The sequence below is a fragment of the Ensifer sp. Root423 genome, assembly GCF_001426275.1.
In the GTDB taxonomy this organism is placed as follows: domain Bacteria; phylum Pseudomonadota; class Alphaproteobacteria; order Rhizobiales; family Rhizobiaceae; genus Ensifer; species Ensifer adhaerens.
Genome location: NZ_LMEG01000009.1, coordinates 1 through 25,474 on the forward strand (window position 1 = coordinate 1; position 25,474 = coordinate 25,474).

Sequence of the window (25,474 nt, forward strand, 5' to 3'; positions counted from 1 at the left end):
CTTGGCCGCAACCATCCGCATGTCGAGATCGAACTCTCGCCCGAACGCGCCGCTGCCGGCGACCACAGCCGCATCGCCTTCCGACCGACAAAGTGGAAACTGTTCAGGGAGGAGCAGGCGAATGCGGCCGCAACGCCGGAGCCGCCGGCCGAAGTGGAGACCGCCGAACCGTTTGAACTGGCACGCACCGGCAGCTGACCGGTCGCGCTCCTAGCCCAGTTTCACCCGTCTCGTCATGCCTAGCGTGCAAGCGCGCCGACAACGACGGGCTGAGAGTCGCCGTGCGGATATCGGTTTGCTTCGCGATGCGCTAAGCAAGGATACCCGCTGCCGACAATGGCTGCGGAACCAGGAGAAGCGCATGACCATCGTCGACGACCTGAAACAAGCCCTCGGCGACATCGTGCTCACCGGCACGCAAATCGGCGAACGCCACCGGAGCGACGCCAGCCTGACCGGCCGGGAGCTGCCCAAAGCCGTGATCCGCCCGACAAGCAGTGGCGAGATCGCCACGGCCCTCCGGCTCTGCAACGAGAACGGCCAAACGGTCGTCGTCCAGGGCGGCCTGACCGGACTTGCTGGCGGCGCCAATGCCGGCAAGGACGCGGTGGTGATCTCGCTCGAGCGTTACACCGGCATCGAAGAGATCGACCCACAGGCAGGCACCATGACTGTGCGGGCCGGAACGCCGCTCGAAGTGGCGCAACGCGCCGCCGAAGACGCCGGTTTCCTGCTGCCAATCGATCTCGGCGCCCGTGGTTCCTGCCAGATCGGCGGCAACCTCGCCACCAATGCCGGCGGCATCCGGGTGCTTCGCTACGGCGTGACCCGCGACAACGTGCTCGGTCTCGAAGCGGTGCTCGCCGACGGCACGATCATCTCGTCGCTCAACAAGATGATCAAGAACAACACCGGCTACGACCTCCGGCAATTCTTCATCGGCTCCGAAGGAACGCTCGGCGTGATCACCCGCGCGGTCCTGCGCCTGCGGCCCTTGCCCGCCGGCCGGCTGACGGCGCTCTGCGCTCTCGAAAGCTACGACGATCTGGTCGCCTTCCTCACGCGCTGCCAACGCCGCCTGCCCGGCCTCTCGGCCTTCGAGGCGATGTGGGAAAACTACTTCCGCTTCAACGCCGAGGCGGAGAAGCTGAAGTTCTTCGATGAAATCCCGCCCTTCGCGGTGATCGTCGAGCAGGATCTGCTCGGTGATGCCAGCGAGCGTGACGGCTTCGAGGCCTTTCTCGGTGAGGCGCTTGAAGATGGGATCATTGCCGATGCGCTGATCGCCCAGTCGGAGAAGGAAAGCCGTTCGTTCTGGAGCGTGCGCGAAGGCCACGCGATGGACAGCCAGCTGCCGGCGCTCGTCAACCTCGACGTCAGCCTGCCGATCGGCGATATCGGCCGCTTCGCCGCGGAATGTGGTGCGGCTCTATCTCAACGGTTCCCGGCCGCCCATGTCTCTTTCTTCGGCCACGTCGCCGACAGCAACCTGCATATCGCCTTTTCGGAGCCTGACAGCGACGCGGACACGCCGCATATCGTCGACGGCATCGTCTACGAAATCGTGCGGCGCTACAAAGGCTCGATCTCGGCCGAACATGGCATCGGCACGCTGAAGCGGGATTTCCTCGACCATTCGCGCAGCCCGGCCGAACTCGAACTCATGCACCGGATCAAACGGGCGCTCGACCCGAACGGCATCCTCAATCCGGGCAAGGTGATCTGAGGCAGCCTCATCGCCACGCAAACGGCTCAACTTCAGAGCCAGGACGCCGGCGTTTTCGGCAGGCGCCCTTCGGGATCGATAACCTTCAGTTCGGAACCCTCGCCCGCGTTCCAGTGCCACAGCGCGACGCAGGTGCCGCCGGGCGACATGAAGGACGGATAGATCAGGCCATCGAAGCCTCGGTCGCTCAACGCCAGTTGCAGCTGGTGCGTCTCCGGCACCAGACCACGATCGAGCGCATCGCGCCATTCGCATCGGTGGATTTCTTCGGTGAGACCAAGGTCGGAAAGGATCTCCGGCGCCGTCAGATCGGCAAGACGGGCAAAGCGGAGTTCAAGCTGGGCGATCAGCGCCGGGTGTTGGACGAAACCCTGATTGTATTCGGCCCAGGCGGTCGAGAGCTCGCGGGCGGCGTAAATCGTCGGCGTTCCAACGGGATTCCACCTCCCACCGTACCGCCCTGCCCCTTCGCCCGAGAGCGGCGCATGCGCCCAGCGCGGCACATAAGCGCGCCAGAGGCGCACCGGCTCACCAACCGCCATCAGGCGTAGACACCGGAACGCACGGCTTCGAGATAGGCGAGCACCTTGTCGGCCTTGCCCTCGCCGACGAGATCATAGGCGGTCTTGCCGGCCCAGCCGGGGATCGGCTGGTGCTTGAACCAGATGACGGCGCGGCTATCGTCGCCCGCCATTTCGCCGGCTATGGCAAGGATACGGACGACGCTGCTCAAGGCCGCATCGACCTTTCGGGCACTGGACTTCGCCGTCAGCGTGTTGCGCGCGACACCGATCAGCTTCGCGAGTTCGGCAAGCGTCACGCCAAGGCGTTCGGCGACCAGCCGAGCGGACAGGAAGGACGACTGGCTCTCGCCGTAGTGGGCGGTGGAGATGTTGAGACCGACAGCAGCCATGACAGGATCCGCACTTGTTTTGATCATCGTGTTATCAAAGTAAGATCAAAACATGCCCAAATCAAGGACGCCTATCGCCGCCAGGCGGGCTCGCGCTTGTCGAAGAACGCGCCGACACCCTCACGCGCCTCATCGGATTCCCAGCAATCGGCAAGCTGTTCGATGGTCGCGGCAATGGTCTTTTCGGTGATTGGAGCCCCAAGCGAGCGAGCCAGTCGCTTGGCCCGGCCGGTGGCCTCCGGCGCGACCGCCAGATAGGGCTCGATCTCCGCTTCGATCGCCGCATCCAGCGCGTCGGCGGTGACAACGGTGGTGGCGAGCCCCAAGGCGCGCGCCTCCTCCGCACCAAACAGACGGGCGGACATGAACAGCGGCCGCGCCTTACCCTCGCCGATGCGGGCGACGACATAGGGGCTGATGGTCGCCGGGATCAGGCCGAGACGTGTTTCGGTCAGGCCGAACTTGGCGTCGGTCGAGGCAACCGCCGCGTCACAGATGCTCATGAGGCCAACGCCGCCGCCAAAGGCATTGCCATGCAGGCGGCCGATCATGGGCTTCGAGATCTCGTTCAGCCCCTTGAACATCATCGCCAATCGCGTCGCCTCAGCAATGCGAGTCGCCCTGTCTGCATCGAACTGCTCGCGCATCCAGCCGAGGTCGCCGCCGGCGCAGAAGCTGCGGCCCTCGCCCTCAAGGATAACGACGCGGACAGAACGGTCGGCCGAAAGCTGCTCTGCCGCCTCGGTCAGTTCGCCGATCATCCGCGCCGAAAGCGCGTTGTGCTTCTGCGGCAGTGCCAAGGTCAGCCGCGCGACACCGCGTGCATCGGTTTCGATCCGGATCGTTTCGAAGGTCATGATCCCGTCCTTAAGGTCCGCGCGAAAGCGGCGGCCTGTTCGAGCTTCGCTACGTCGAGCCCCGTCGCAAAACCCTTGGCCGTTACGAAGGCGTTGACGGCGAGCGTGTCGACATTGCCGGCAGCACCCGGCGCATAGGGGCAGCCACCGAGACCGCCGGCCGAACCGTCGAAGACCCTGAGGCCGCGGTCGAGCGAAACGGCAATGTTGTCGAGCGCGCGGCCGGAGGTGTCGTGGAAATGCCCGGCGAGCCTGTTGGCCGGAATGCGCTCCAGCACCGCGGCCAGCATCGCGTCCACCGCCTCCGGCGTGCCGCGGCCGATCGTGTCGCCGAGACTGATCTCGTAGCAACCGAGATCGTCGAGCAGGTCGGCGACGCGGGCGGGGCTCGCTGGGGCGATCGCACCCTCATAAGGGCATTCGACAACGCAACTCACATAGCCGCGCAGCAGAATTCCTTTTTCCCGGCACAGTTCGGCAACCGGTAGGAACCGCTCGATGCTCTCGGCGATCGAACAATTGATGTTCTTTTGCGAGAAGGTTTCGGAAGCCGACGCGAAGATCGCCACCTCGTCGGCGCCGGCTTCGAGCGCGGCTTCAAGACCGCGCATGTTGGGCGTCAGCACCGCGTAGCGCGTCCCGGGCCGCCTCCGGATGCCGGCCATCACTTCGGCGGCGTCGGCCATCTGCGGCACCCATTTCGGGCTGACGAAGCTCGTCACCTCGATCCGCTCGTAGCCGCAATCCGAGAGCATATCGACGAGACGTATCTTCTCAGTCGTTGGGACGAGCGCGCTTTCATTCTGCAGCCCGTCGCGCGGCGCCATCTCGACGATCGTCACATGCCCAGGCGCCGCTCCGCTCATTCCGCGCTCTCCGGCTGGAGCATCACCAGCACGGCGCCGGCTGTCACCTGCTCGCCTTCGCTGACCTGCACGCTCTCGACCACGCCGGCGCGCGAGGCCGACAAGGTGAGTTCCATCTTCATCGCTTCCATGACCGCAAGCGCCTGGCCCTTCTCGACCGCATCACCGGGGCGGACCCGGATGAGCTTGACGATGCCGGGCATCGGCGCCGAGACCGCGTCGTCGGCGACCTCGCTTGAGTGACCGGCACCAAGCGCGTCCGGCAAGCGAAGTCCGTAGGTCTCACCGTTCAGGAACAGCGTGATCTGCTCGCCTTCGCGCAGGAAACGGAACTCCTGCTGCGCGCCGGCGATTTCCGCCCGGGCGCCATCGGCAGAGCGATGGAGGATAACGACCGGCAGCGCCGCCGTCCCGGTGTGGACGGCGAACTGATCCCGGCCACGGGCCGCCAGCGCCACGGTCGTCCGTCCACCCAGGTGCTCGATCGCGATGTTGCGGTTTGCGTCACCCCAAATCTGCCAATGGCCGAGCGAAGACCAGGGATCGGCCGATCCGTCCGGCTGCAAGGCTCCGGTCGAAATGATGGCCGCAAGCGCGAGGGCCGCATCGTTCGGCACCGGCGACGCCGATAGCCGATCGATCGAACGATCGATCAGGCCGGTATCGGGGTGCCCGGCGCGAAAATCCGGTTCGGCCGCAAGGCGGGCCAGAAAATCGAGATTGGTGACCGTGCCACCGATGCGGCAGGCCCTGAGCGCGTTCTCGAGCCTGGCCAGCGCCGTCGACCGGTTGGACCCGTGCACGATCAGCTTGGCGATCAGCGGGTCATAGAACGGCGTGATCCTGTCTCCCTGCCGGACACCGGCATCGACACGGACGCCCTCCTCCGGAAAGCTCAAGGTCGTGAGATGCCCGGTCGCCGGCAGGAAGCCGCGCGACGGGTCTTCCGCATAGATGCGGGCCTCGAAGGCCCAGCCGTCGATGGCGATCTCGCTCTGGCGTTTCGGCAGCGCTTCACCGGCTGCAGCCCGCAACTGCCACTCGACGAGATCGATGCCGGTGATCGCCTCGGTGACCGGATGCTCGACCTGCAGCCGGGTGTTCATTTCCATGAAATAGAACTGATCCGGCCAGAGTCCGTCGGTCACGTCGGCGATGAACTCGACAGTGCCCGCGCCGACATAGCCGATCGCCTGCGCCGCGCGAACGGCGGCTTCGCCCATGGCGCGCCGCACTTCCGCGGTCATGCCCGGCGCCGGCGCTTCCTCGATCACCTTCTGGTGGCGTCGTTGCAGCGAGCAGTCGCGCTCGTAAAGATGCAGGATGTTGCCGTGCCGGTCACCGAAGACCTGCACCTCGATATGCCGCGGCTTCGTCAGATATTTCTCGATCAGGACCGCGCCGTCGCCGAAGGCCGCTTCCGCCTCGCGGCGCGCCGCCTCCAGCGCAGCCGGAAAGTCGGCGGCGCTGTCGACCCGCCGCATGCCCTTGCCGCCGCCGCCGGCGCGCGCCTTGATCAGCACGGGATAGCCGATGTTCACCGCTTCCCCGGCAAGGAAGTCCGGCTCCTGTGTCTCGCCGTGATAGCCCGGAACCACCGGCACGCCGGATTGCTCCATCAGCGCCTTGGCGGCATCCTTCAGCCCCATGGCGCGAATGGCCGACGCCGACGGTCCGACGAAGGTGATGCCGGCCGCCTCGACAGCTTCGGCAAAGTCGGCATTCTCCGACAGGAAGCCGTAGCCGGGATGAATGGCGTCCGCGCCGACGGAGTGCGCCGCCGCGATGATGCGTTCGGCCACAAGGTAGCTGTCGAGCGCCGGCGCCGGGCCGATGCGGATCGCCTCGTCGGCCAGCGCCACATGCAGCGCGCCGACATCGGCATCGGAGTAGACGGCGACCGTGCGGATGCCGAGGCGCTTGGCTGTGCGGATCACCCGGCAGGCGATCTCACCGCGATTGGCAATCAGGAGTTTGGAAAACATCGGCATCTCCTGGCCCTATTGCGCTGCGATCACATCGATTTCGAGCAACCATCCGGCATCGAAGATGCCGGCGATCGCGACCGTCATGGCGGGTGCTAGCGCGCCGAGATATTCGGCGCGGGCCGCGCGGTTGGCCATGGCGTGTTGCCGATCGGCAAGCAGCACCGTCACCTTGACGATATCGACCTTGGTCATGCCCGCCGCGGTCAATTGCGCGTCGATGTTGGCCCAGACCTGGCGCGCCTGCGCCTCGAAACCCTTCGGCAGCGCGTCTTCAGGCGTCAGCGGCACCTGCCCGCTGACGAAGAGCAGACGCTCGAAGTTCTCCAGGCGAACGGCCTGCGAGTAGCCTCCACGCGGCTGCGGTGCGTTCGGGGCATTGATGTTTTCGCGTTTCATGGCGGTGTCCCTACATCCTGAAGAGGCCGAAGCGCGTGTCTTCGATCGGCGCATTGAGCGCCGCCGACAGCGACAGGCCGAGCACGTCGCGCGTCTTGCGCGGATCGACGACGCCGTCGTCCCAAAGTCTGGCCGAGGCATAGAGCGGATGGCTCTGGCGTTCGAAGAGATCAAGGATGGGCTGGCGGAAACGCGCCTCCTCCTCCTCGCTCCAGGGCGTTCCCGCCCGCTTCAGGGCCTCGCTGCGCACGGTCGTCAGGACGCCGGCCGCCTGCTCACCACCCATGACGGAGATGCGGCTGTTCGGCCAGGTCCACAGGAACCGCGGCGAAAACGCCCGACCGCACATGCCGTAGTTGCCAGCGCCGAAGGAACCGCCGACCAGCATCGTCACCTTCGGCACACGTGCCGTCGCCACCGCCGTCACCAGTTTGGCGCCGTGCTTGGCGATGCCTTCCGTCTCATATTTCCGCCCGACCATGAAGCCGGTGATGTTCTGCAGGAAGACGAGCGGGATCTTGCGCTGGGCGCAGAGCTCGACGAAATGCGCGCCCTTCAGGGCGGATTCCGAAAACAGCACGCCGTTGTTGGCGATGATGCCGACCGGGATGCCGTGCACATGGGCAAAGCCGCAGACGAGCGTGGTGCCGTAGCGCGCCTTGAATTCGTCGAAACGGGAACCGTCCACGGTGCGGGCGATGACCTCGCGGATGTCGTAGGGCGTGCGCAGATCCGAGGGCACGATGCCGGCGATCTCGTGCGGGTCGTAGAGCGGCGGCTCAGGCGTCACCAGCTCGACCGTCAACGGCTTCAGCCGATTGAGTGCCGAAACGGCCCGGCGGGCGAGCGCCAGTGCATGAGCGTCATCGCGCGCCAGATGGTCGGCCACGCCGGAGAGCCGCGTGTGCACATCGGCGCCGCCGAGATCCTCCGCCGAGACGACCTCGCCGGTCGCGGCGCGCACGAGCGGGGGGCCGGCGAGAAAGATCGTGCCCTGGCCTTCGACGATGATCGTCTCGTCGGACATGGCCGGCACATAGGCGCCACCCGCGGTGCAGGAACCCATCACCACGGCGATCTGCGGGATGCCGGCGGCCGACATATTGGCCTGGTTATAGAAGATCCGACCGAAGTGATCGCGGTCCGGAAAAACCTCGTCCTGGTTCGGCAGGTTGGCGCCGCCGGAATCGACCAGATAGATGCAGGGCAGATTGTTTTCCGCGGCGATCTCCTGCGCGCGCAGGTGCTTCTTGACCGTCAGCGGATAGTAGGTGCCGCCTTTGACCGTCGGGTCGTTGCAAACGATCATGCACTCACGGCCAGACACCCGGCCGATGCCGGTGATCAGCCCGGCCGCCGGCGCATCGCCGTTGTACATGCCGTGCGCCGCCGTCATGCCGACTTCGAGGAAGGGTGTTGCCGGATCGATGAGGCTGGCCACCCGGTCGCGCGGCAAGAGTTTGCCGCGGCTGACATGGCGTTCGCGCGCGGTATCACCGCCGCCGGCGGCCGCCACCTTCACCGCGTCTTCGACAGTCGCGATCGCCTCCGCCATGGCCGCCTGGTTTGCCTTGAACGTATCGGAGGACGGAGAAATGTGAGATTTCAGAACGGTCATCAAGTCCTCTTTCGATCGAGTTCGGCCGTTTCAGTTGGCGGCGGCTACCGCGTCTCGGTGAACAGCTCCCGCCCGATCAGCATGCGGCGGATCTCGCTGGTGCCGGCGCCGATCTCGTAGAGCTTGGCGTCGCGCAGCAGGCGACCCGCCGGGTAGTCGTTGGTGTAGCCGTTACCTCCGAGCGCCTGGATCGCTTCGAGCGCCAGCGCCGTCGCCTTCTCCGCCGCATAGAGGATGCAACCGGCCGCATCCTTGCGCGTGGTCTCGCCGCGATCGCAGGCCGCCGCCACGGCATAGACATAGGCGCGCGCCGCATTCGCCGTTACATACATGTCGGCGAGCTTGCCCTGCATCAGCTGGAACTCGCCGATCGCCTGGCCGAACTGCTTGCGCTCATGCAGATAGGGGACGACCACATCGAGGCAGGCGGCCATGATGCCGAGCGGCCCGGCCGAAAGCACGACACGCTCATAGTCGAGCCCCGACATCAGCACGCGCACGCCACCGCCGATGGTGCCGAGCACGTTTTCTTCCGGCACTTCGCAGTCCTTGAAAATCAGCTCGCAGGTATTGGAGCCGCGCATGCCGAGCTTGTCGAGCTTCTGGCCGGTCGAAAAGCCGGCATAGCCCTTCTCGACGAGGAAGGCGGTGATGCCGCGCGGGCCGGCGGTCGGATCGGTCTTGGCATAGACGACGAGCACGTCGGCGTCCGGACCGTTGGTGATCCACATCTTGTTACCGTTGAGCACATAACGGTCGCCGCGCTTGTCGGCTCTGAGCGTCATCGAAACGACGTCGGAACCGGCGCCGGGCTCCGACATCGCCAGCGCACCGACATTCTCGCCGGAAATCAGCTTCGGCAGGTAACGCGCCTTCTGGTGGTGGTTGCCGTTGCGGTTGATCTGGTTGACGCAGAGATTGGAATGGGCGCCGTAGCTAAGGCCGATCGAGGCCGATGCGCGGCTGATCTCCTCCATCGCCACGCAATGGGCGAGATAGCCCATAGCGGCCCCGCCATGCTCCTCGCCGGCGGTAATCCCAAGCAGACCAAGCTCGCCCATCTCGCGCCAGAGCGGCATCGGAAATGCGTTGCTGCGATCGGTCTCGTCCGCCAAAGGCGCGATACGGTCCGTTGCGAAGCGCCGCACACTCTCGCGCAACGCGTCGATGTCCTCGCCAAGCGCGAAGCTCAATCCGCCCTGAAACATGTCTATCCTCCCATCGTGCCGGCCAGTGCGGTCTCCTCCCACAGCGGCCGGACGATAACGCTCCATCCTCTACGCGGATCGCAGCGAATGCAATGAGATCAACGCCGCGACATGGCCGGACGATAGCACCGCGTTTCGCTAATTTCCTTCCAAAGAGGGGCAAAGCCAAGCACGATATGCAAATCCGGAACCGCCTGCCGATTGCATCCTGTGCGCGAACGAGTTGGCGGGCCCTCGCGCCGAGTCCGGCGGCAGGCGTTCCACTCCTGGTACGGCAGCAGGTGTCGCCGTGACATCGCGGGATCGACGATCAGTTCTTGTTCGGCCAGATTTCCTGGCTGGCCTCGACGGCCGCAAGGCCCTGCATCGCGTCTCTATTGCCGGTGGCGGCAAGCGCCTCGAAGATGCGTCGCGCTTCCGCGTGGTACTTGAGGTTCATGTAGGCGTAGCCGCGCAGCACCATCAGGTCCTGGCGGCGGGTCGAGATCTGCCCGAGCTGATCGAGAAAAAGGATGGCCTCGCGGTAGCGATTGGCATTGAAGGCGGCAATGGCACGGTCGGCGAGGATCGCCGTCTGCAGCTCGTCGACCCGCCCCCGGCTCTGCGTCGACTTGGTCGCCGACACCGCGGCCTTGTTGGTGAGACCAGCGCGCAGGTAGGCCAGGCTCTGGCCATAGGCAGCGTCTTCGCGCATCTGCGACGCAGGCGCCTGCAAGGCCACCTCGAATGCTTCGGCGGCCTCCAGCGGCCGGTTGAGGTCCATCAGGCACCAGCCGCGCGCGAGCGCCGCCTGCGGCGCCATGCCGGCGGGATTGATGGTGGTTCGGCAGCCGGCCCCGCTGCGCACCGATTTCTGCACGACGCCGCCCGTGCGCGGCCTCTGAGCGGCAGGTTGCGCGACCACCTCTGTGACGACGGTGGTACGGGCCGTCGGCTGCGGTTGCGTCCGTTGCACCTCGGCCGTCGGAAGCGGCGCGCGGCTGACTTCGTCGAGCTTCTCCTTGACTTCGCCAAGCCGGGCGATGCGTTCGGAACGGCCCGACCACAAACGCTGGACTTCGACGACGCCATCCTTGTCGTTCAGCTGGTCACGGCTGAGCGCAAGGCCATAGGCCGACGGCTCGTCGTCCGACTTCCAGCGCAGCGCCGTTGCAAACCATTGTGCGGCGGTTGCCGGCTGGTTGAGGGCGCGCGCATACCAGCCGAACTGCTGGGCCGTGGCCGGTTCGCGGGCCTTGGTCGTTTCCTGAGCGATCCGCGCCAGCACGGCGGCATCGAGGGCGACCGGCGGATCGATTGCCAGCAGATTGGCAGTCGCCGCGAAATAGGTCGCAAGGGCATCGGGCGAGCTATCGCGCCACGGGTAGAGTACTGCCTCGGCCTCGAGCGGTGCCTTGCGCGCGATCAGCGTCAGCGCCAGCCCCTGCGCGGCGGAGGCGCTGTCTTCCTTGTCATGGGCACGGCGGAACCATTGCTCGGCGGCGCTCATGTTGTCGCGGCGCAGCTGATACCAGCCCAGCAGCAGAGCGTCGCTTGCCGTGCCACCGGTCTCGGCCAGTTTTTCGACGCGCTGGACGTACTTGGGATCAACCGCAAGCGCTTTGTCTCCGTCACCTTCGGCAACGAAGCGCCGGGCGAGATCGTCACGGATGCTTTCGAACTCCGGCACGCCCTCCGGCGTGGTGCGCTCGAGCGCGAGCAGATCCTGCAGGGTCGCGTAGGACAGCACAGCGGCAGCCTTCTGCACGGTGGCGAGCCGTTCCGGCGCATTGTCGCAGCTCTTCAGCACATAGAGATAGGCATCGCGGGCCCGGTCCGGCCGCTTGGTCTCGGCAAAGGCCTGCGCCACATGCCAGAGCACATCCACTTCCGAGCAGGTCAGAAGGCTCGGCGTGCTCGCAGCAATCGAAATCACGGTTTCATACTGCTTGAGCTCGGAGGCGTTCACCAGCCGGGCGCGAGCCTCGGCGACGTTGAGGCGCTCGAGCAGGTCCGATGGCGGCTGCCAGGCGGCTTCCTTCGCCTGACGCTCGGCGATCGCCTTGCGCACTTCGGCGTAGCGGCCTTCAGAGTAGAGCCGCCACATGGTTTCGAGCGCGACGTCGTTGTTGCGCGGCACAGCCAGCGGATCGGCGGGCGGGACCCAGTCGGGATAAAGCGAGCGCAGGCGCGAGATTTCCGCCTGCAGCCGTGCGGTATCGCCCTTGGCGGCAAAGTAGCGAAGCGCCGATTCGTCGACGACCGACTGCGGCTTGCTTGTGCTTTGTGCTTCCTCCGACGGCCTGTCGGCCTGGGCCACCTCGGTGAATTGCGGCGGCGCGCCGCGCGCGCCCTGGCCGGCGCTGCCGCCGACGGCGGGCGCCTCCTGGCTCTCACCAGTCAAGCTGCCGAGTTTCTTGTTGTCCTGGCGCAAGAAGCCGCCATCGGTCAGTCCGGCAACCCCGATCGCCGTAGTCATCACAGCGGCAATGGCAACGATTGAGGACTTCATAGACACTCCGGACGCTTCTCCCTCACGTAAGACAGCCCCAACAGGTGCAGCGTGGAAGGGTAATATTGCGTCGGGCTGAACACCTTGACGCTGTCGGGTATCGGAACCCTGTCCAAGACACAGGCCAGAATATGGTTAACAAATCGATAACCGGGGTCCGTGAGGCTGGTTTGAACGGCCCCCGTAGAGGCGTCGCTGAGGACCAATGCGTCGTTGTCGCCGGCCAATCCCGCCCGCAGCCGCGCCATCAGATCGCGGCCACCCATGTCCGCCCGGGCGAGGTAGAGCGGGATCCGCAAAGCGTTATAGCCGAACTCGGCGGGAAAGCCCTGGGCTGGCTTCGGCATCGCACGCAGGCTGACCCAGTCGGCCGGCAGTTTTCTCGGGCCTGATTGCAGGGCATTGAGCAAGGCCAGGCCGTCATCCGAGAGCGCCTTCCAGCGCGGCGACGGCGCTACCCGATCAAGTGCGGGAAAAGCCTCGAAGATCCAGTAGGACGGATTGACCACCGGGCCATCCGGGCGATCGGTCGTGCCGAAGCCCGTAACGCCGGGCAACAGCAGCGTTCGCCCGCCATGATCGAGCAGGGTGTTGTCGAGGATGGCCTTGGCGATCCGCGATGCGGCCTGCAGGTAATCCTGCCGCTTCCAGCGTTCACCGGCGAGCACCAGCGCATAGGCGATCAGGATGTCGCCGTCGGTGGCATTGTTGATGTCGATAATGTGCGGCGTTTCGGTGGCACTCCACTTCCACGCCGCCAGCCCATCGTCGCGCAGCAGCAGCTCACGGCGCGTGAACGACCAGATCAGCGCGAAGTCGGCCGGGTTGTCGGCCAGCACGGCGAGAAGCAGGCCGTAACCCTGTCCCTCGCTATGGCTGACATTGCCATTGGCGTCGTCGATGATCCGGCCACCGGAATCGAGGAACCGCGCCTTGTACTGGTCCCATTCCCCAGCCTTCACGGAGCCCGCCTGTTCGTCGGCTCCGGCCGCCATCGGCAAAAGGAGCGCAAGCAATCCGGCGAGAAGCGCGGTCCGCCACTTCATTGGCGCCGCCCCAAGCGAGTGAGCATCGAGGATGTTGCCAGCCCCAGAAGCACCGACAGCACGATCAGCAGCAGGGCATAGACCATGATGTTGCTGGACAGCCAGTTGGCAAAGATCAGGCGATAGTTGGTGAGCGACGGCGGCTGCGTCTGGACGAAATCGAATCCGGCGGCCGGCGTCGCCTCGATCTTGTCCGTCGCCGGCTCGTAGGCCGAGACCCGCCCGGCAAGCTGTTGCCAGCGCGTGACGTCGGCGATCGCCGCCGTGCCCTCACGCAGACGCTTGCCGGTTGGCGCCGTCAGCAGCGTCCAGGTCGCGTCGTCGCTCGGATTGGCGCCTTGCGCAATCACCAGGCCGGCACTTTCCGGTGGAATATAGGCGGCTTGCGCTTCGGGCAGAATACGCAGCGAGCTCAGCGAAATGTCGAACTCCTGCTTCACCCAGGTCTGAAACCCCGTGACCTGGTTGCGCCAGGCGCCGCCGCTCAGGCGCGTGCGCCATTCGTCGATGGCTTTCTGGGTGTCGTCAGGACGGCCGGTGTCCTCCGCATTGCCCCAGGACATCTGCCTGGCGGGGTCGATACCGACCTGTGTCAGCACCGTCTTCGGCAACTGCGGCATGGCGCCGATGAAGATCGCGTTGCGGCTGCCGGCTGCAAGCGGCGATGTGATCACCTCCACCAGCATCGGCCTGCCGCCGGCAACCGCCAGGCGGGCAAGGAAGGTCGCGGCCGCCGACAGCGTGTCCTCGTCTGCACGGTCGAGGAAAAGGGGAACGGCGGCGCTATCACTGCGATAGGGGGCGGCAGCACCGGAAATCGCAGCGATATTCGGCCGGCGACCGATGCGCGCGAAGTCCGGCATTCGCAGTTCGGACGTATCGAAGAGCGCGAAGCGGGGATCGTTAGAGGCCGGCGTTCCCGGCGCGCAGGCCTTGTCCGGCTCGGCGGAGAGCACCGCCTCGATCTCGATCAGGTTCGGACCGGGCTTGAAATGGCGCATCGTTACTTTGATCGGCAGGTGGCGCAGGATGTCGCCTGTGGCCGAGTTCAAAGGGATCGTCGATGCGATGTTGCCGTTGATATAGATGTCGATGTGGCTGCCTGGAAGCACGGCATCCGTATAGGCAGCGTCGAGCAAAAGCGTCGCGTCGCCATAGGCGTCGGCATAGAAATCCGACGGCACGGCTACGGAGAAACGCGTACGAAAGCGCCGGCCGGTAAATTCGCTGGTTTCCACCCCGAGTTCGGAGAAGCGCAGGCGCGCATTCGTCACGACCAGCGGCGTCTCCGGCAACTGCCAACGCCCGGTGGCGATGACGTCGCGCGGCACGTTGCTCGGGCGGTCCATCGGCTGCGTGATCCCCTCGATCGCCTCCTGAACGGCGGACCAGTCTGGACCGCTGATCACCAGCACCGACGACTTCGTCTTGCCGTCGCGCACGAACATGGCGACAGGGCCGCTCGACGCACCTTCCGGCAGTCGCTCGAGGAACGGCGCCACTTCCTCCGCGGTGCCGACGAGCGCAGTCATCTGCCCGGGTTTCGCGAGTTCAGGCATGGTCTCGCTGAGGGCGAATTCCTGGGCGGGCATCTGGCCGCGCAACGCCATGCCTTGCGCAAGCCGCATCAGAGCCGCCGTTCGGCTCGGCTGCTGGAGGCCGGGTACGACCAGGTTGAACTGCGTCCGGCCGCGCGCATCGAGCCCGACCGCGCGTACGTCGTCGAGACTGGAAAGCGTCGCGCTGTCGCCGGAGGAAAACCGGATGAAGGCCGATTCCGGTGCGATCTCAGTCCACAGTTCATAGGTCGATTCGACCGTGCAGTCCGTGCGGTGGCGTTGGCGAACCTTGACGCGAATATCGTTGGATCCGGCGCGCAGCAACCCGGGCTTCAGGTCGTAGCTCAGCGGCGTGGCGGCCTCCGCCGAGCCGATCGGCTTCTCGCCGGCCAGTTCGCCATTGACGAAGATCGAAAGCGTCGACGCTTCCGGCGCAACGACGATCGCGTTCTGATAGGCGAAATTAAGCGAGGCGGCAGATTGCGCCTGCGCCGGCGTCAGATAGACGGACCAGGTGCGTTCATCGACCTCGCCGGTCAGCGACAGTGCGCTGAACGGGATGATGAAGCGCTTGAAGTCGTCCGGCGGCTTGAGCGTGACGATGGGCTCTGCCGGCCCGGCGTTGCTTCCGGTGTCTGCCGGCGGCTGCAGGATCGGGGCATCCGCCGGGCGCTCGCCGGACATGTCGAAAGGCGACGGCTGCGCCGACACGCCGGTTGCAAGGCTCGCAAGCAAGAGGGCTGGGAGAACGAGGTGCCTGAGCATCAAGCGCCCTCCTTCTGCGCCTCGGAGCCGCGCAGGCTGCGAAGGAAGTAGATCATGCCGCGGCTCGTCTGATAGAGCGCCAGCCAGAGGAACCAGAACGTTCCGCGCACCAGTCCCGGATTACCGCGCCGGGCGCTTTGAAACTCGCTCCATTGCCGCGAATTGGCAAAGATCAGGTCGGCGACCAGGCTGTGATGGCGGGCGACCTGCGGCAGGTAGCGGCAGCCCATGATGGTGATATCGCCGGCAACCTCCTTGTTGCGGATCGCGACAGGCAGCGTCTCGGCCACGCCGCTGCCGCTGTAGGGCTCGAAGCGGATCCCGCCCTCGGTGTCGGTCGGCAGCGTCGATGCGTCGATGCCGTAGACCTGGACGCGCGCGCCGTGCGCCGAGACATCCTCGATCGTTGCCGGATACCATTTGTCGGCGACCCCGAATTCGCAGCGGCGGCTGACCTTGACGCGCCGGGAGGCTGCCCGCTCGCCGCGCTCCGACACGACGCCGAGCACGCAGCCGGCCATGATCAGGTTCAAGAGGTTCCAGCCGCCGACGACGAGCGTCACGTCTGCCTTGTACGGCTCGGTGTAGACCCGGTAGACCGTCATGAGCAGGGCGACGAAAAGCACCGCGAAGATGACGAAGAACGGCCGGGCAATCTCGGAGAGCCGGCTTTCCAGGATCGATTCATCCTTTGCCGTCACCTTGAAGGTCGGCCGGCTCGGCCGCAGCAGCACCGAGATGACCGCCGGCAGCAGATGCACCGTCTGGGCGAACTCGTAGAGTTCAGAGATCCAGGGCCAGCGGAACGAGCCGTAGAGATAGTTCTGCATCATCAGGTTCACGACCATGTAGGCCAGCGTATAGGCGAGGAACTCGCCGCCAGACGCCGTGAAGATCTCAAGGTCGAAGAACAGATAGAAGAGCGGCGCAAAAAGGAAAATCGTCCGCGGGATCGGAAACAGCCAGAACAGCGTCGACGACATGTAGCAAAGCCGTTGCGGGATCGACAGTCCGCCCTTGAACAGCGGAAAGCGAAATATGAGGATCTGCATCATCCCTTGCGCCCAGCGGCTGCGCTGGCCGATGAAGCTGGCGAAGGTTGCCGGTTGCAGGCCGGCGATGAGCGGGCGGTCGACATAGATGCTGTTCCAGCCGCGTCCGTGCAGCGCCAATGCCGTTTCGCAATCCTCGGTGATGCTCATGCCGCTGAAGCCCTCGGTATCCTCCAGCGCCTTGCGGCGGAGAACGGCGGCCGAGCCGCAGAAGAAGGCGGCATTCCACTTGTCGAGACCGCGCTGGATGATGCCGTAGAACATCTCGTTCTCGCTCGGCATTTTCTCGAAAGTGCGCAGGTTGCGCTCAAGCGGATCCGGGTTGAGGAAGAAGTGCGGCGTCTGCACCAGGAACAGCTTCGGGTCCTGCTCGAAATAACCGACGGTCTCTAAGAGGAAGTCGCGCGCCGGCGCGTGGTCGGCATCGAAGACCGCAATCAACTCGCCGTCGGAGTGCAGCATGCCGTTGTTGAGGTTGCCGGCCTTGGCGTGCTCGTTGCGCTCGCGCGTGAGGTAGCGCACGCCGAGATCGTCGCAAAGCGCCTGCAGTTCGGCATTGCGGGCGGATGCGCGCTGCGCTTCGACAAGGTTTGCCGAGTTGCGCTTCTGCAGGGTGCCGCCGTCGTCGAGCAGCCACACCGTCAGCTTGTCGGCCGGATAATCCATCGCCTTGGCGGCGGCAAGCGTATTGGCGAGCAGGCCTGCGTCCTCGTTGTAGGACGGCACGAAGACGTCGACCTTCGGAAACTTGCCGGGAGAGATCGAACTCGCCTTTCGCGGCGGCAACGGCATCGCCACTACGAACAGGCTGAGCGACAACATCATCACGCTGTACATTTCAGCAAGGTAGAGCAGGAAGCCCGGGATGAAGTTTTCAAGCTGGTTGAGCGGCGGCAGCGTGCTTGTCGTGCGCCAATAGACATAACGCAGCACGATCGCCGTACCGAAGGCGAGCGCGATCAGCCGCCAGCGGCCGCCGGCATTGGCAAGCTTGAGCACGGCCATGAAGGTAACGATGAGAACGCTGACGATGAGCTGCGTCTGGAGGTTCACCGGCAGCGTGATGACCGCCATCACACAAAGCGAGAAAAACGCCCAAGCGGCAACCGATCCGATCCTGCTCATACATTTGCCTTCCAGCGTTCGGCATCATGCCACTGGTATTGCCCGACCCATATTCGACCGAGTCTCCCCTACCGACACCAGCCCATAACAAAGGATGGTTAGCGGTCGATTAAGGGCAGGCTCCTCCGGTCTGCTGCCCTGCGCACGCGGGAGCCGGCACGATCACGTTCGGCAAGGTTTTCGCCGTGGTTTCCGCCTGCGCCTGCGGCATTGAGACGGTCCCGTCCGGCTGCGGAACCGGGATCGACGTCACCGCGGCGGGCGCGACGACCTGCTGTTCGACGCGTGCCGGAACGCTGCTGACTTCACGCCGTGCCACGGGCTGCACCTGGCGCCGCGGAACCGCCACCGGAGCGCTCGTGGTCACCGCCTCTTCCTGGCGGTAGATCGGGCTGCCGGTTCGGCCGAGACCCGCCTCCAGCGGCGGCGGCGCGCCATAGGGGTTCCAGGCAGGATCGCCGAAGGTGCCGGTGATCGTGTAGCCGTAGACCGGGGCCAGAAGCTCGGTCTCGCTGGCGCCTGCCGCGCAATAGCGCAGCCGCACCTGGATCGTGCCGTAGCCCTTGAGCGGCGAGCGATGGTTCTCCGCCTGGCGGATCTGCTGCCAGGCAAAGATGCAGGCGTCGTTCGCCCGGCCCTGACCGAAGGCATAGCCGAACGGCCCGTAATTGTTCTGCAGGAAATAAGGGTTGAGCGACAGCGAAACGCCGGGCAGCGCCCGGCGCGCCTCAGCCATCATTTTGTTGTCGCGCACAGCGGCATAGTTCGAGCGGGATTGCTGGTCGAACTTGGCGTTCATCGGGCCGAAGAACTTGGCCCGCAGCAGGTTCTGACCTGGGGTCGCCGCCGAGGTGTAAAGATAGATATCCTGCTCGATCGCGTTGGTGCTGCGCCGTTCGACGACGTTCAGAACCGCAGGCCCGCCGGGCGGCGGCAGGATCAACGCGTTTTCCGAGGGAACCATGATGCTGCCGGTCGGCGTGCCGACGTCCTGGCGCGTGTTGCAGCCCGACAGCACGGTCGCGGCCACCAGCGACACCGCAGCCACGCGCCAGCCGTCCGCAGGGCGCAGCCGTCTCTCCGACGTGCCGAATCTCCGACTCAGATATCGTTGCATCATGGCTGAGCATTAGTTGATTCACCCCATTTCGCAAACCCGCGAAGAATGGGGGCAGAGATGCGACCGGGCGACGACGCACGGCTTTGTCCCCTCAAAATCGATTGTTTCAGGGCGGGCCGGCGCGCTTCGGCGGCGCCGCGACCAGTCGCCTCAAACCGCTTCTCTGGGACGGGCAAGATCGTTGACACCCTCATCATCCGGGGCCTGCCCGTAGCTCATGCGGCGCATCTGCGCGATGACGCGCTCCATCTCGTCGTCGGGCAGAACCGGCGGCTCGCCAAGCGTCAGCGCCTGAACATACATGCGCGACAGGGTCTCGATCTCGATCGCCAGCCACAGGGCGGACTCGAGCGTCCTGCCGAGCGAGATCTGGCCGTGCTGGCCAAGCAGGCAGGCCGTACGGTCCTTGAGCGCCACAAGCGCATTGTCGGACAATGCCTGCGTGCCGAAGGTCGCATATTCTGCACAGCGGATCGTCGTGCCGCCGGCAATGCCGGTCATGTAGTGAAAACTCGGGATGGTCTTGTGGTGGCAGGCAAGCGTGGTCGCATAGACCGAATGGCAGTGCAGTACGACGTTGATATCCGTGCGTTCCCTCAGGATATCGCGGTGGAAACGCCATTCCGACGACGGACGAAGACCGACATAGGTACCGTCGAAATCCATCTCGACCAGATCCTCAGGCTGCATCGTCTCATAGGGCAGCGACGACGGCGTGATCAGGAAACCGGTCTCGGTACGAACAGAAATGTTGCCCGCAGTCCCCTGGTTGATACCGTTCGAATTCATGCGGCGGCAGATGTCCACCATCTCGCGGCGGAGCGACAGAATGTCGGCCTTGCTCATCGATATGTCCTTTCGAAGTCGCGACTGAAACCATTGTTGTGCCCAGCCCGGGCGCGGGCTCGCCATTGCGACGCATAGACGGCGACAGCAGGCGAGAGGTGAGACACGTCGCCGGGATCGGCGAGCGAAAGCGGCGCCGGGCGCCGGCGCCGGCCCTCGCTTGCAAGCAGTGCGGCGCCGGAGGCCACGCCATAGGCATCGAGATTGAAACGCACACGCCGGTTCGGCATCAGTGCGGCGACGAGGCGGGCATAGAGCGGGTCGCGCAGGAAGCTTCCGTCGAGTACGACCAGCGGCCCCGGCCCCAGCGCCTCCACGCACTCCGCCGTTAGAAGCGCGCAATAGAGCAACGCCAGCGCCTTGCGTTCGATCGGCGTTTCCGGCGGTGGCCCGCTGATGCGACCGCGACCGGCACTTCCCGGAAAGAGGCCGTCATCGTCGCCGAACGACGGCAGCGCCATGCTGCGTCTGGCGATCAAGCCGAGAACGACGTCGTCAGGCACCGCAGCGTCCGGCGGTTCGCGGCCCGCCACATGGGAGAACTCGCGGCCGCCCATCGTGAGCACGCCGCCGAGCGGGCGCCCGAAGACGTCGCTGTTCAGCGTCATGCCGCGGCGTTCGTCGAGCCGGTCGAGCGCCGTGCGGCCGGAAAAGCCGACGATCCACGTTCCGGTCGAAACGACGATGAAATCGTTGAGCCCGCCGGCGTGATAACGATAGTGGTTGAGGCTGCTGTCGTGGCCGCCCGTAAGCACGCGCAAGCCTTCCGGCAACCCGTGGCGCCGGACAAGCTCGGGACGAGCGGAGCCGAGGACCTGCCAGGCATCGGCAAAATCCGGCATCAGGCTCCGCCAGCCGCGTGTCCCGACAATGGGCGCGAAGCGGCGTTCGGCGACATTCCAGAGATGCGATTGCGCGCCGAGCAGGCTCGCCTCGGATGCAGCAACGCCCGACAGCCGCCACGCCCAATATTGCGGCAGACCGAGATACCAGCACGCGGCGGCGACGGCATCGGGCGCATGCTCCTGCATCCAGTAGAGCTGGCGCGCCTGATGGGTGGCGCTGTGCATCGTCGCGCTGCCGCGGTCGAAAAACGAACCGGAGAGCGGCGCGTAGCCGAACTGGATTTTCTCCGGCACCGGCTGCTCGTAATCGATCATCGGTAGAGCCGCGCCAGCGGCCATATCCGGGTCATCGCCGACGAGTACGCCGCCGGACCCGTGACCGGCGGCGACGAAGGTTTGCAGCGGATGGCGGCGACCAAGATCTGCGAGACTGGCGAAGATCCATTCGCCAAGGCTTTCGAGGTCGTGATGCCGCCAGGGCGGGCCCGGCAGCACTGGGTTGGCAACGCTCAGCGTTTCCAGGACGAAACCGTCTGATGTGACCGCGTTCAGCTTCACATTGGTCTTGCCGACGTCAAGGACGGCGACCGTCCCCGTGTCCGCATCCGCTGAAACTGCCATCCCGAGACCCTCCGTCCTGATAGAGGCGGCGCTTAAAGCGCGCGCACCTAGATCAATCCGTATTGCAGGGCCTTGTTCCTAAGGAACGGCAGGCCGTTGCCCATCACTTCCTCTTCGTCCCTGGCGACCGGCCGCCAGACCGCAAGGCCATAGGCCACTTCCGGCGGCATGTTGATGAAGCTTTCCATCGCCAGTCCACCCTTGAAACCGATCGCGGCCAGCGTCGCGAAGATCTCGTCCCAGGCGCAGTTGCCATAGCCGGGCGTGCCGCGGTCGCTTTCGGACAGGTGGATGTATTTGATGAAGTCGCGTGCATCGAGGATGCCGGTGCCGATGCCCTTTTCCTCGATGTTCATGTGGTAGGTATCGAGATGCACGAAGACATTGTCGGCGCCCACCCTCTTGATCATGTCGACCGCCTGCCAGCCGGTGTTGATCAGGTGGTTCTCGTAGCGGTTGACCGCCTCGACGCCCAGTTCGATGCCACGGGTTTTGGCGTGCTTGGCGGCGGCCTGCAGCACACGGGCGATGTTGTCGTACTCGGCTTCAGTCGGCGGCACGCCGGTGCGCTCGCCGATGCCGCCGTAGATGACGCCGGAGAGCGCCTCGCCGCCGAGATCGGCCGTCTTGTCGATCGCCACCTTCAGATGCTCGATCGCGGCATCGGGTCGGACGGATGCCCAGGCGCGCTCCGGCAGGCCGAGCGAGCAGACCGCGCGCAGCTTGTTTTTCTCCAGCAGCGCCTTGGTATGGGCAGTATCAACCGCCGGCGGATTGAGCATCGGGATCTCGATGAAGTCGACGGCGTATTTCACCGCCGCCGCAACGGCGCGCTCCGCACCGGGGCGATCCCAATTCATGGTCCACATGCTTGTATGGACGCCAAAACCCTGCATGGTCATGTTTCCTTTCTGACAAATGAAATCTTGAATTTCGTCGCGACGAAGCGCAGCACCATGACGCCGGCGAGCAGCAAACCCCAGACGGCGGTCGCCAGATGCTGGTTGGCGCCGACGAGGTTGAGACCCGAAGAGAGAAGCTGCAGCACCACCAGCGCGACAAAGACAGGGATGACCCGACCGAAGCCGCCGAACGGATTGACGCCACCCAAGAAGCAGGCGAGCACCGTGATCAGCAGGTAGCTTTCACCGTGGCCGATGCGCACGGAATTGAAGCGCGCCAGCATGATGATGCCGGCAATCGCGCACATGGCGCCGGAGAGCGCATAGACGAGCACGATCACCTTGCGGGTGTTGATGCCGGAATAGCGGGTCGCCTCGAGGTTGGAGCCGATCATGTACGTGTTGAAGCCGAGCTTCGTGCGGGTCAGCAGCACGTTCCAGGCGAGCACGCAGACGATGAAGACGATCAGCGGGATCGGCACGCCGAGAAACGAGCCGTGACCGAGCGGACCGAGGAAGGCCGGAAAGCCGGATACGTCGCCGCCGCGCGTCAGGAACTCGCCGAGGCCGCGCAGGAAGATCATCATCGACAACGAAACGAGGATCGGATGCGCGCGGGTAAAGGCGATCACCAGTCCCATGATCACGCCGCTCGCCGCCCCAACGAGAATGGCGAGCACCGAACCGAGCAGGAAAGCGCCGGGGCCGGCCTCCACCCCGCCATTGGCCTGCAACACCCAGGCCAGCGTCAGCCCGGCGATGTTGGCCGTGAAGGTGATCGCGAGATTGAGCCCGCCCGTCAGGATCGGCAGCAACATCGCGAGCGTCAGAAGGCCGAGCTCCGGCAGCTGGAAGGCGACCGAACCGAAGGTGGCCGCGCTGAGGAACTGCGGCGAGGCGATGCCGAACACCAACACCACGGCGAGAAACGCCAGCCCCGGCCCGGCTATTTCCGGACCGATGAGGGTCTTCACGCGTTCGACGATCGCACTCATCGTCCGGCTCCTTTCTGGCTGACGAAGGGCAGAAGCCTTTCGATGCGGGTATTGGAGAGCGTGATCGCCACGAGGATGATGGCGCCGATGATCATCTTGAAAGCGAAGGGCGAGACGCCCATCAGGTTGAGGCCGTTCTGGGTGATCGAGATCAGGAGCACGCCGAGCACGCAGCCGAGCACCGAGCCCTTGCCGCCGCCAAGCCGCGCGCCGCCAAGGACGACCGCCGCAAGCACGTCGAGTTCGCGACCATAGAGCGCGTTCGGCACCACCTCCTGCGCATAGTGCGCCTGGATGAGCCCACCGATGCCGGCCATCAGACCGAGCCAGCCGAAGGCGATGAACTGCATGGCGCCGATGTTGATGCCGAAGCGGCGCGCGCCTTCCGGATTGTCGCCGAACGCATAGAGCTGGCGGCCGGTCGCGGTGCGGGTGATCAGCACCCAGGTGGCGATGACGCAGAGCACCATCACCAGCACGGGAAGCGTGATCTCGATCCAGGTTCCGTCCGGCATCTCGTGTTCGAACAGGATGAGGCGGTCCGTCAGCCAATCCGGCAGGTCGTAGATCGACACGCCCTTGGTGAAAAACATCAGGAGGCCGAAGTAGATGTTGAAGGTCGAGATCGTCGCGACGATCGAGATGACGCGGAAACGGTGGATCAGGAAGGCGTTGATGGCGCCGAGCAGGATGCCGAGCGAGCCGGCAATCAAAAGGCCTGAGATCCAACCTCCCCCGCCAATCCAACCAAGAGCAATGGCCGTACCGTATTGCACGACAGAGGCGGCAACAGCGAAGGAGATATCGATGCCACCGGCGATCAGCACGACGAGCAGCCCGACGGCGAAGATGATGTTGACCGAGCTGATGTTCAGCAGGTCAAAGGCGTTGCCGAGCGAGAAGAAGTTGGCGGTCGAGACCGACAGCACGGCGCTGATCGCGATGATGACGGCAAGCAGCGACACTTCCGTCGCGTGGGTGCGGACGAAGCTACGCATAGACCGCTCCTTCGATCTCGGCGAGCGAAGCGCTGCGCGGATCATAGCTGCCGACGATGCGGCCTTGTGCCATGTGCAGCACACGGTCGGCGTTGAAATAGACCTCCGGCACCTCATCGGAGATCAGAATGATCGCAAGGCCGGTCTCGGCAAGCCGCGCGACGATGTCGAAGATGCCAGCACGCGCACCAACGTCGACGCCGACAGTCGGGGCGTCGAGGATCAGGAGCTTCGGATCGGTCGCCAGCCACTTGGCGATCGCCACGCGCTGCTGGTTGCCGCCGGAAAGCGTGGAGATCGCATCCTGCTGCAGCCCGATCTTGACGCCGAGATCGGCGATCCAGCGCGCGACAAGGCTGCGCTTGCGATCCTCGGAAAGCAGTCCGCCTGAAAGGATCTTGTCGAGCGAACTGATGACAAGATTGTCGGCGATCGACTGCGGTTGGATGAGGCCAAGCGACAGCCGGTCCTCGGAGAGATAGGCGACGCCCGCCGCAATCGCATCGCGGTTGGACGAGAAGCGAGCCGGCTTGCCTTCAAGCGCAATGGTACCGGATGCCGGCTTCAGCATGCCGAAAAGCGTCAGCGCCAGTTCGGTGCGCCCGGCGCCGAGCAGGCCGGTAATCCCAAGTGTTTCGCCGCGCCTGACCGAGAGCGAGATATCCTCGAATTGGCCCGGGCGGGACAGGCCCTTCACATCGAGCACGACGGGCTGACCGTCGCGGAATTTCGCGCGCACCTGCTGGTCGAAGGTCTTGCCGGTCATCAGTTCAGTGATGCGCGACTGGGTCATGCCGGTGGCGGGGTAGACGCCCACCAGCGCACCATCGCGCAAGACCGTGATGCGGCTCGAAATCTCCAACACCTCGGCGAGCCTATGGCTGACGAAAACGACGGCGACGCCGGAGGCGGAGAGCCCGCGAACGATATCGAGCAGATGGTCGGTTTCCGATTGCGTCAGCGACGCGGTCGGCTCGTCCATGAAGACGAGCCTCGCTTCACCCACAAGCGCCCGGGCGATCGCCACGATCTGGCGCTGGGCAATCGCATATTCCTTGAGCGGCAGGTCGACGTCGAGCGTCACGCCAAGACGGGCGAGCGCATCGGTCGCGATCTGGCGCATTCGGCCATAATCGACCAGTTTCGGCCAGCGGCCGAGCACCGTCTGGAAGGCGATGTTTTCGGCGACGCTCATTTCGGGAAACAGCGCCAGGTCCTGCCAGATCACCTGGATGCCGCGATCCTGCGCGGTCACCGGTGACATGTGGGAATAGGTTTCGCCATCGAACTCGATCGAGGCGCCATCGGCGGGGCGGTAAACGCCGGTGATGATCTTGATCAGCGTGCTCTTGCCGCAGCCGTTTTCGCCGGCAAGGCAATGAACCTCGCCCGGTCGGACGTCGAAGCTCACATTCTTGAGCGCACGAACCCCACCAAACGTCATGTTGATATCGCGCAGGGCCAGAAGCGGCTTCTCGCCTCCTCCCGCGGTCGCAAGCTGGTGCATGGACTGCCCCTAAATCACGTTAAGTCCGAG

The 25,474-nt window shown here is 65.1% G+C and carries 20 protein-coding genes and 1 pseudogene; 2 read left to right on the forward strand and 19 right to left on the reverse strand.

Features of this window, described 5'->3' with window-relative positions; all coding sequences use genetic code 11:
• Nucleotides 1-198, forward strand: a pseudogene (locus tag ASD01_RS36620) (sulfate ABC transporter ATP-binding protein); the annotation flags it as partial.
• A 163-nt stretch (nt 199-361) separates the two neighbouring features.
• Nucleotides 362-1,726, forward strand: a complete 1,365-nt coding sequence (locus tag ASD01_RS10805) for an FAD-binding oxidoreductase (RefSeq protein WP_034789931.1) — start codon at nt 362-364, stop codon at nt 1,724-1,726.
• Nucleotides 1,727-1,758: 32 nt separating this feature from the next.
• On the opposite strand, the gene ASD01_RS10810 is transcribed toward ASD01_RS10805, so the two are convergent.
• From ASD01_RS10810 to ASD01_RS10900, 19 genes are all read right to left on the reverse strand, one after another.
• On the reverse strand, nt 1,759-2,268 hold the full coding sequence (locus tag ASD01_RS10810) for an RES family NAD+ phosphorylase (RefSeq protein WP_034789933.1): 510 nt from the start codon (nt 2,266-2,268) through the stop codon (nt 1,759-1,761).
• Nucleotides 2,268-2,639, reverse strand: coding sequence for an antitoxin Xre/MbcA/ParS toxin-binding domain-containing protein (locus ASD01_RS10815; RefSeq protein WP_034790287.1), 372 nt, complete (start codon nt 2,637-2,639; stop codon nt 2,268-2,270). Before ASD01_RS10815 ends, ASD01_RS10810 begins: the two co-directional genes overlap by 1 nt.
• Before the next feature lie 71 nt (nt 2,640-2,710).
• Nucleotides 2,711-3,496, reverse strand: coding sequence for a crotonase/enoyl-CoA hydratase family protein (locus ASD01_RS10820; RefSeq protein WP_034789934.1), 786 nt, complete (start codon nt 3,494-3,496; stop codon nt 2,711-2,713).
• Complete coding sequence (locus tag ASD01_RS10825; protein ID WP_034789935.1) at nt 3,493-4,362, reverse strand: hydroxymethylglutaryl-CoA lyase; 870 nt, start codon at nt 4,360-4,362, stop codon at nt 3,493-3,495. The genes ASD01_RS10820 and ASD01_RS10825 overlap by 4 nt, the downstream gene beginning before the upstream one ends.
• Entirely contained in the window at nt 4,359-6,347 is a 1,989-nt protein-coding gene (locus ASD01_RS10830; RefSeq protein WP_034789937.1) for an acetyl/propionyl/methylcrotonyl-CoA carboxylase subunit alpha, read from the reverse strand. The genes ASD01_RS10825 and ASD01_RS10830 overlap by 4 nt, the downstream gene beginning before the upstream one ends.
• Nucleotides 6,348-6,362: 15 nt before the next feature.
• Nucleotides 6,363-6,746: a RidA family protein gene (locus ASD01_RS10835; protein ID WP_034789939.1), complete on the reverse strand. Its 384-nt coding sequence runs from the start codon at nt 6,744-6,746 to the stop codon at nt 6,363-6,365.
• Nucleotides 6,747-6,756: 10 nt separating this feature from the next.
• Nucleotides 6,757-8,364, reverse strand: coding sequence for a carboxyl transferase domain-containing protein (locus ASD01_RS10840; RefSeq protein ID WP_060643944.1), 1,608 nt, complete (start codon nt 8,362-8,364; stop codon nt 6,757-6,759).
• A 44-nt stretch (nt 8,365-8,408) separates the two neighbouring features.
• Complete coding sequence (locus ASD01_RS10845) at nt 8,409-9,572, reverse strand: isovaleryl-CoA dehydrogenase (RefSeq protein WP_034789942.1); 1,164 nt, start codon at nt 9,570-9,572, stop codon at nt 8,409-8,411.
• Between the two features lie 310 nt (nt 9,573-9,882).
• Nucleotides 9,883-12,063 carry a cellulose synthase gene (locus ASD01_RS10850; protein WP_034789945.1) on the reverse strand — a complete coding sequence of 727 codons (2,181 nt, stop codon included), beginning with the start codon at nt 12,061-12,063 and terminating at the stop codon, nt 9,883-9,885.
• The gene (locus ASD01_RS10855) at nt 12,060-13,109 is read right to left on the reverse strand and encodes a glycosyl hydrolase family 8 (RefSeq protein WP_060643945.1); all 1,050 of its coding nucleotides are present in this window, start codon (nt 13,107-13,109) and stop codon (nt 12,060-12,062) included. Before ASD01_RS10855 ends, ASD01_RS10850 begins: the two co-directional genes overlap by 4 nt.
• Nucleotides 13,106-15,433: a cellulose biosynthesis cyclic di-GMP-binding regulatory protein BcsB gene (locus ASD01_RS10860; RefSeq protein ID WP_060643946.1), complete on the reverse strand. Its 2,328-nt coding sequence runs from the start codon at nt 15,431-15,433 to the stop codon at nt 13,106-13,108. The genes ASD01_RS10855 and ASD01_RS10860 overlap by 4 nt, the downstream gene beginning before the upstream one ends.
• The gene (bcsA, locus tag ASD01_RS10865; RefSeq protein WP_034789955.1) at nt 15,433-17,610 is read right to left on the reverse strand and encodes a UDP-forming cellulose synthase catalytic subunit; all 2,178 of its coding nucleotides are present in this window, start codon (nt 17,608-17,610) and stop codon (nt 15,433-15,435) included. The genes ASD01_RS10860 and bcsA overlap by 1 nt, the downstream gene beginning before the upstream one ends.
• Before the next feature lie 109 nt (nt 17,611-17,719).
• The gene (gene bcsN, locus ASD01_RS10870) at nt 17,720-18,658 is read right to left on the reverse strand and encodes a cellulose biosynthesis protein BcsN (protein ID WP_063894939.1); all 939 of its coding nucleotides are present in this window, start codon (nt 18,656-18,658) and stop codon (nt 17,720-17,722) included.
• A 222-nt stretch (nt 18,659-18,880) separates the two neighbouring features.
• Nucleotides 18,881-19,576, reverse strand: coding sequence for a class II aldolase/adducin family protein (locus tag ASD01_RS10875; protein WP_060529113.1), 696 nt, complete (start codon nt 19,574-19,576; stop codon nt 18,881-18,883).
• Complete coding sequence (locus ASD01_RS10880) at nt 19,573-21,042, reverse strand: FGGY family carbohydrate kinase (protein WP_060529114.1); 1,470 nt, start codon at nt 21,040-21,042, stop codon at nt 19,573-19,575. The genes ASD01_RS10875 and ASD01_RS10880 overlap by 4 nt, the downstream gene beginning before the upstream one ends.
• A 47-nt stretch (nt 21,043-21,089) precedes the next feature.
• A complete protein-coding gene (locus tag ASD01_RS10885) occupies nt 21,090-21,938 on the reverse strand; it encodes a sugar phosphate isomerase/epimerase family protein (RefSeq protein ID WP_060644000.1) in 849 nt (282 codons plus the stop codon).
• A gap of 2 nt (nt 21,939-21,940) precedes the next feature.
• Nucleotides 21,941-22,939 (reverse strand): ABC transporter permease, encoded by a 999-nt coding sequence (locus tag ASD01_RS10890; protein ID WP_060643947.1) that lies wholly within the window; start codon nt 22,937-22,939, stop codon nt 21,941-21,943.
• Nucleotides 22,936-23,937 (reverse strand): ABC transporter permease, encoded by a 1,002-nt coding sequence (locus ASD01_RS10895; protein WP_060643948.1) that lies wholly within the window; start codon nt 23,935-23,937, stop codon nt 22,936-22,938. The genes ASD01_RS10890 and ASD01_RS10895 overlap by 4 nt, the downstream gene beginning before the upstream one ends.
• Nucleotides 23,930-25,444, reverse strand: coding sequence for a sugar ABC transporter ATP-binding protein (locus ASD01_RS10900; protein WP_060519907.1), 1,515 nt, complete (start codon nt 25,442-25,444; stop codon nt 23,930-23,932). The genes ASD01_RS10895 and ASD01_RS10900 overlap by 8 nt, the downstream gene beginning before the upstream one ends.
• Nucleotides 25,445-25,474 lie beyond the last annotated feature (30 nt).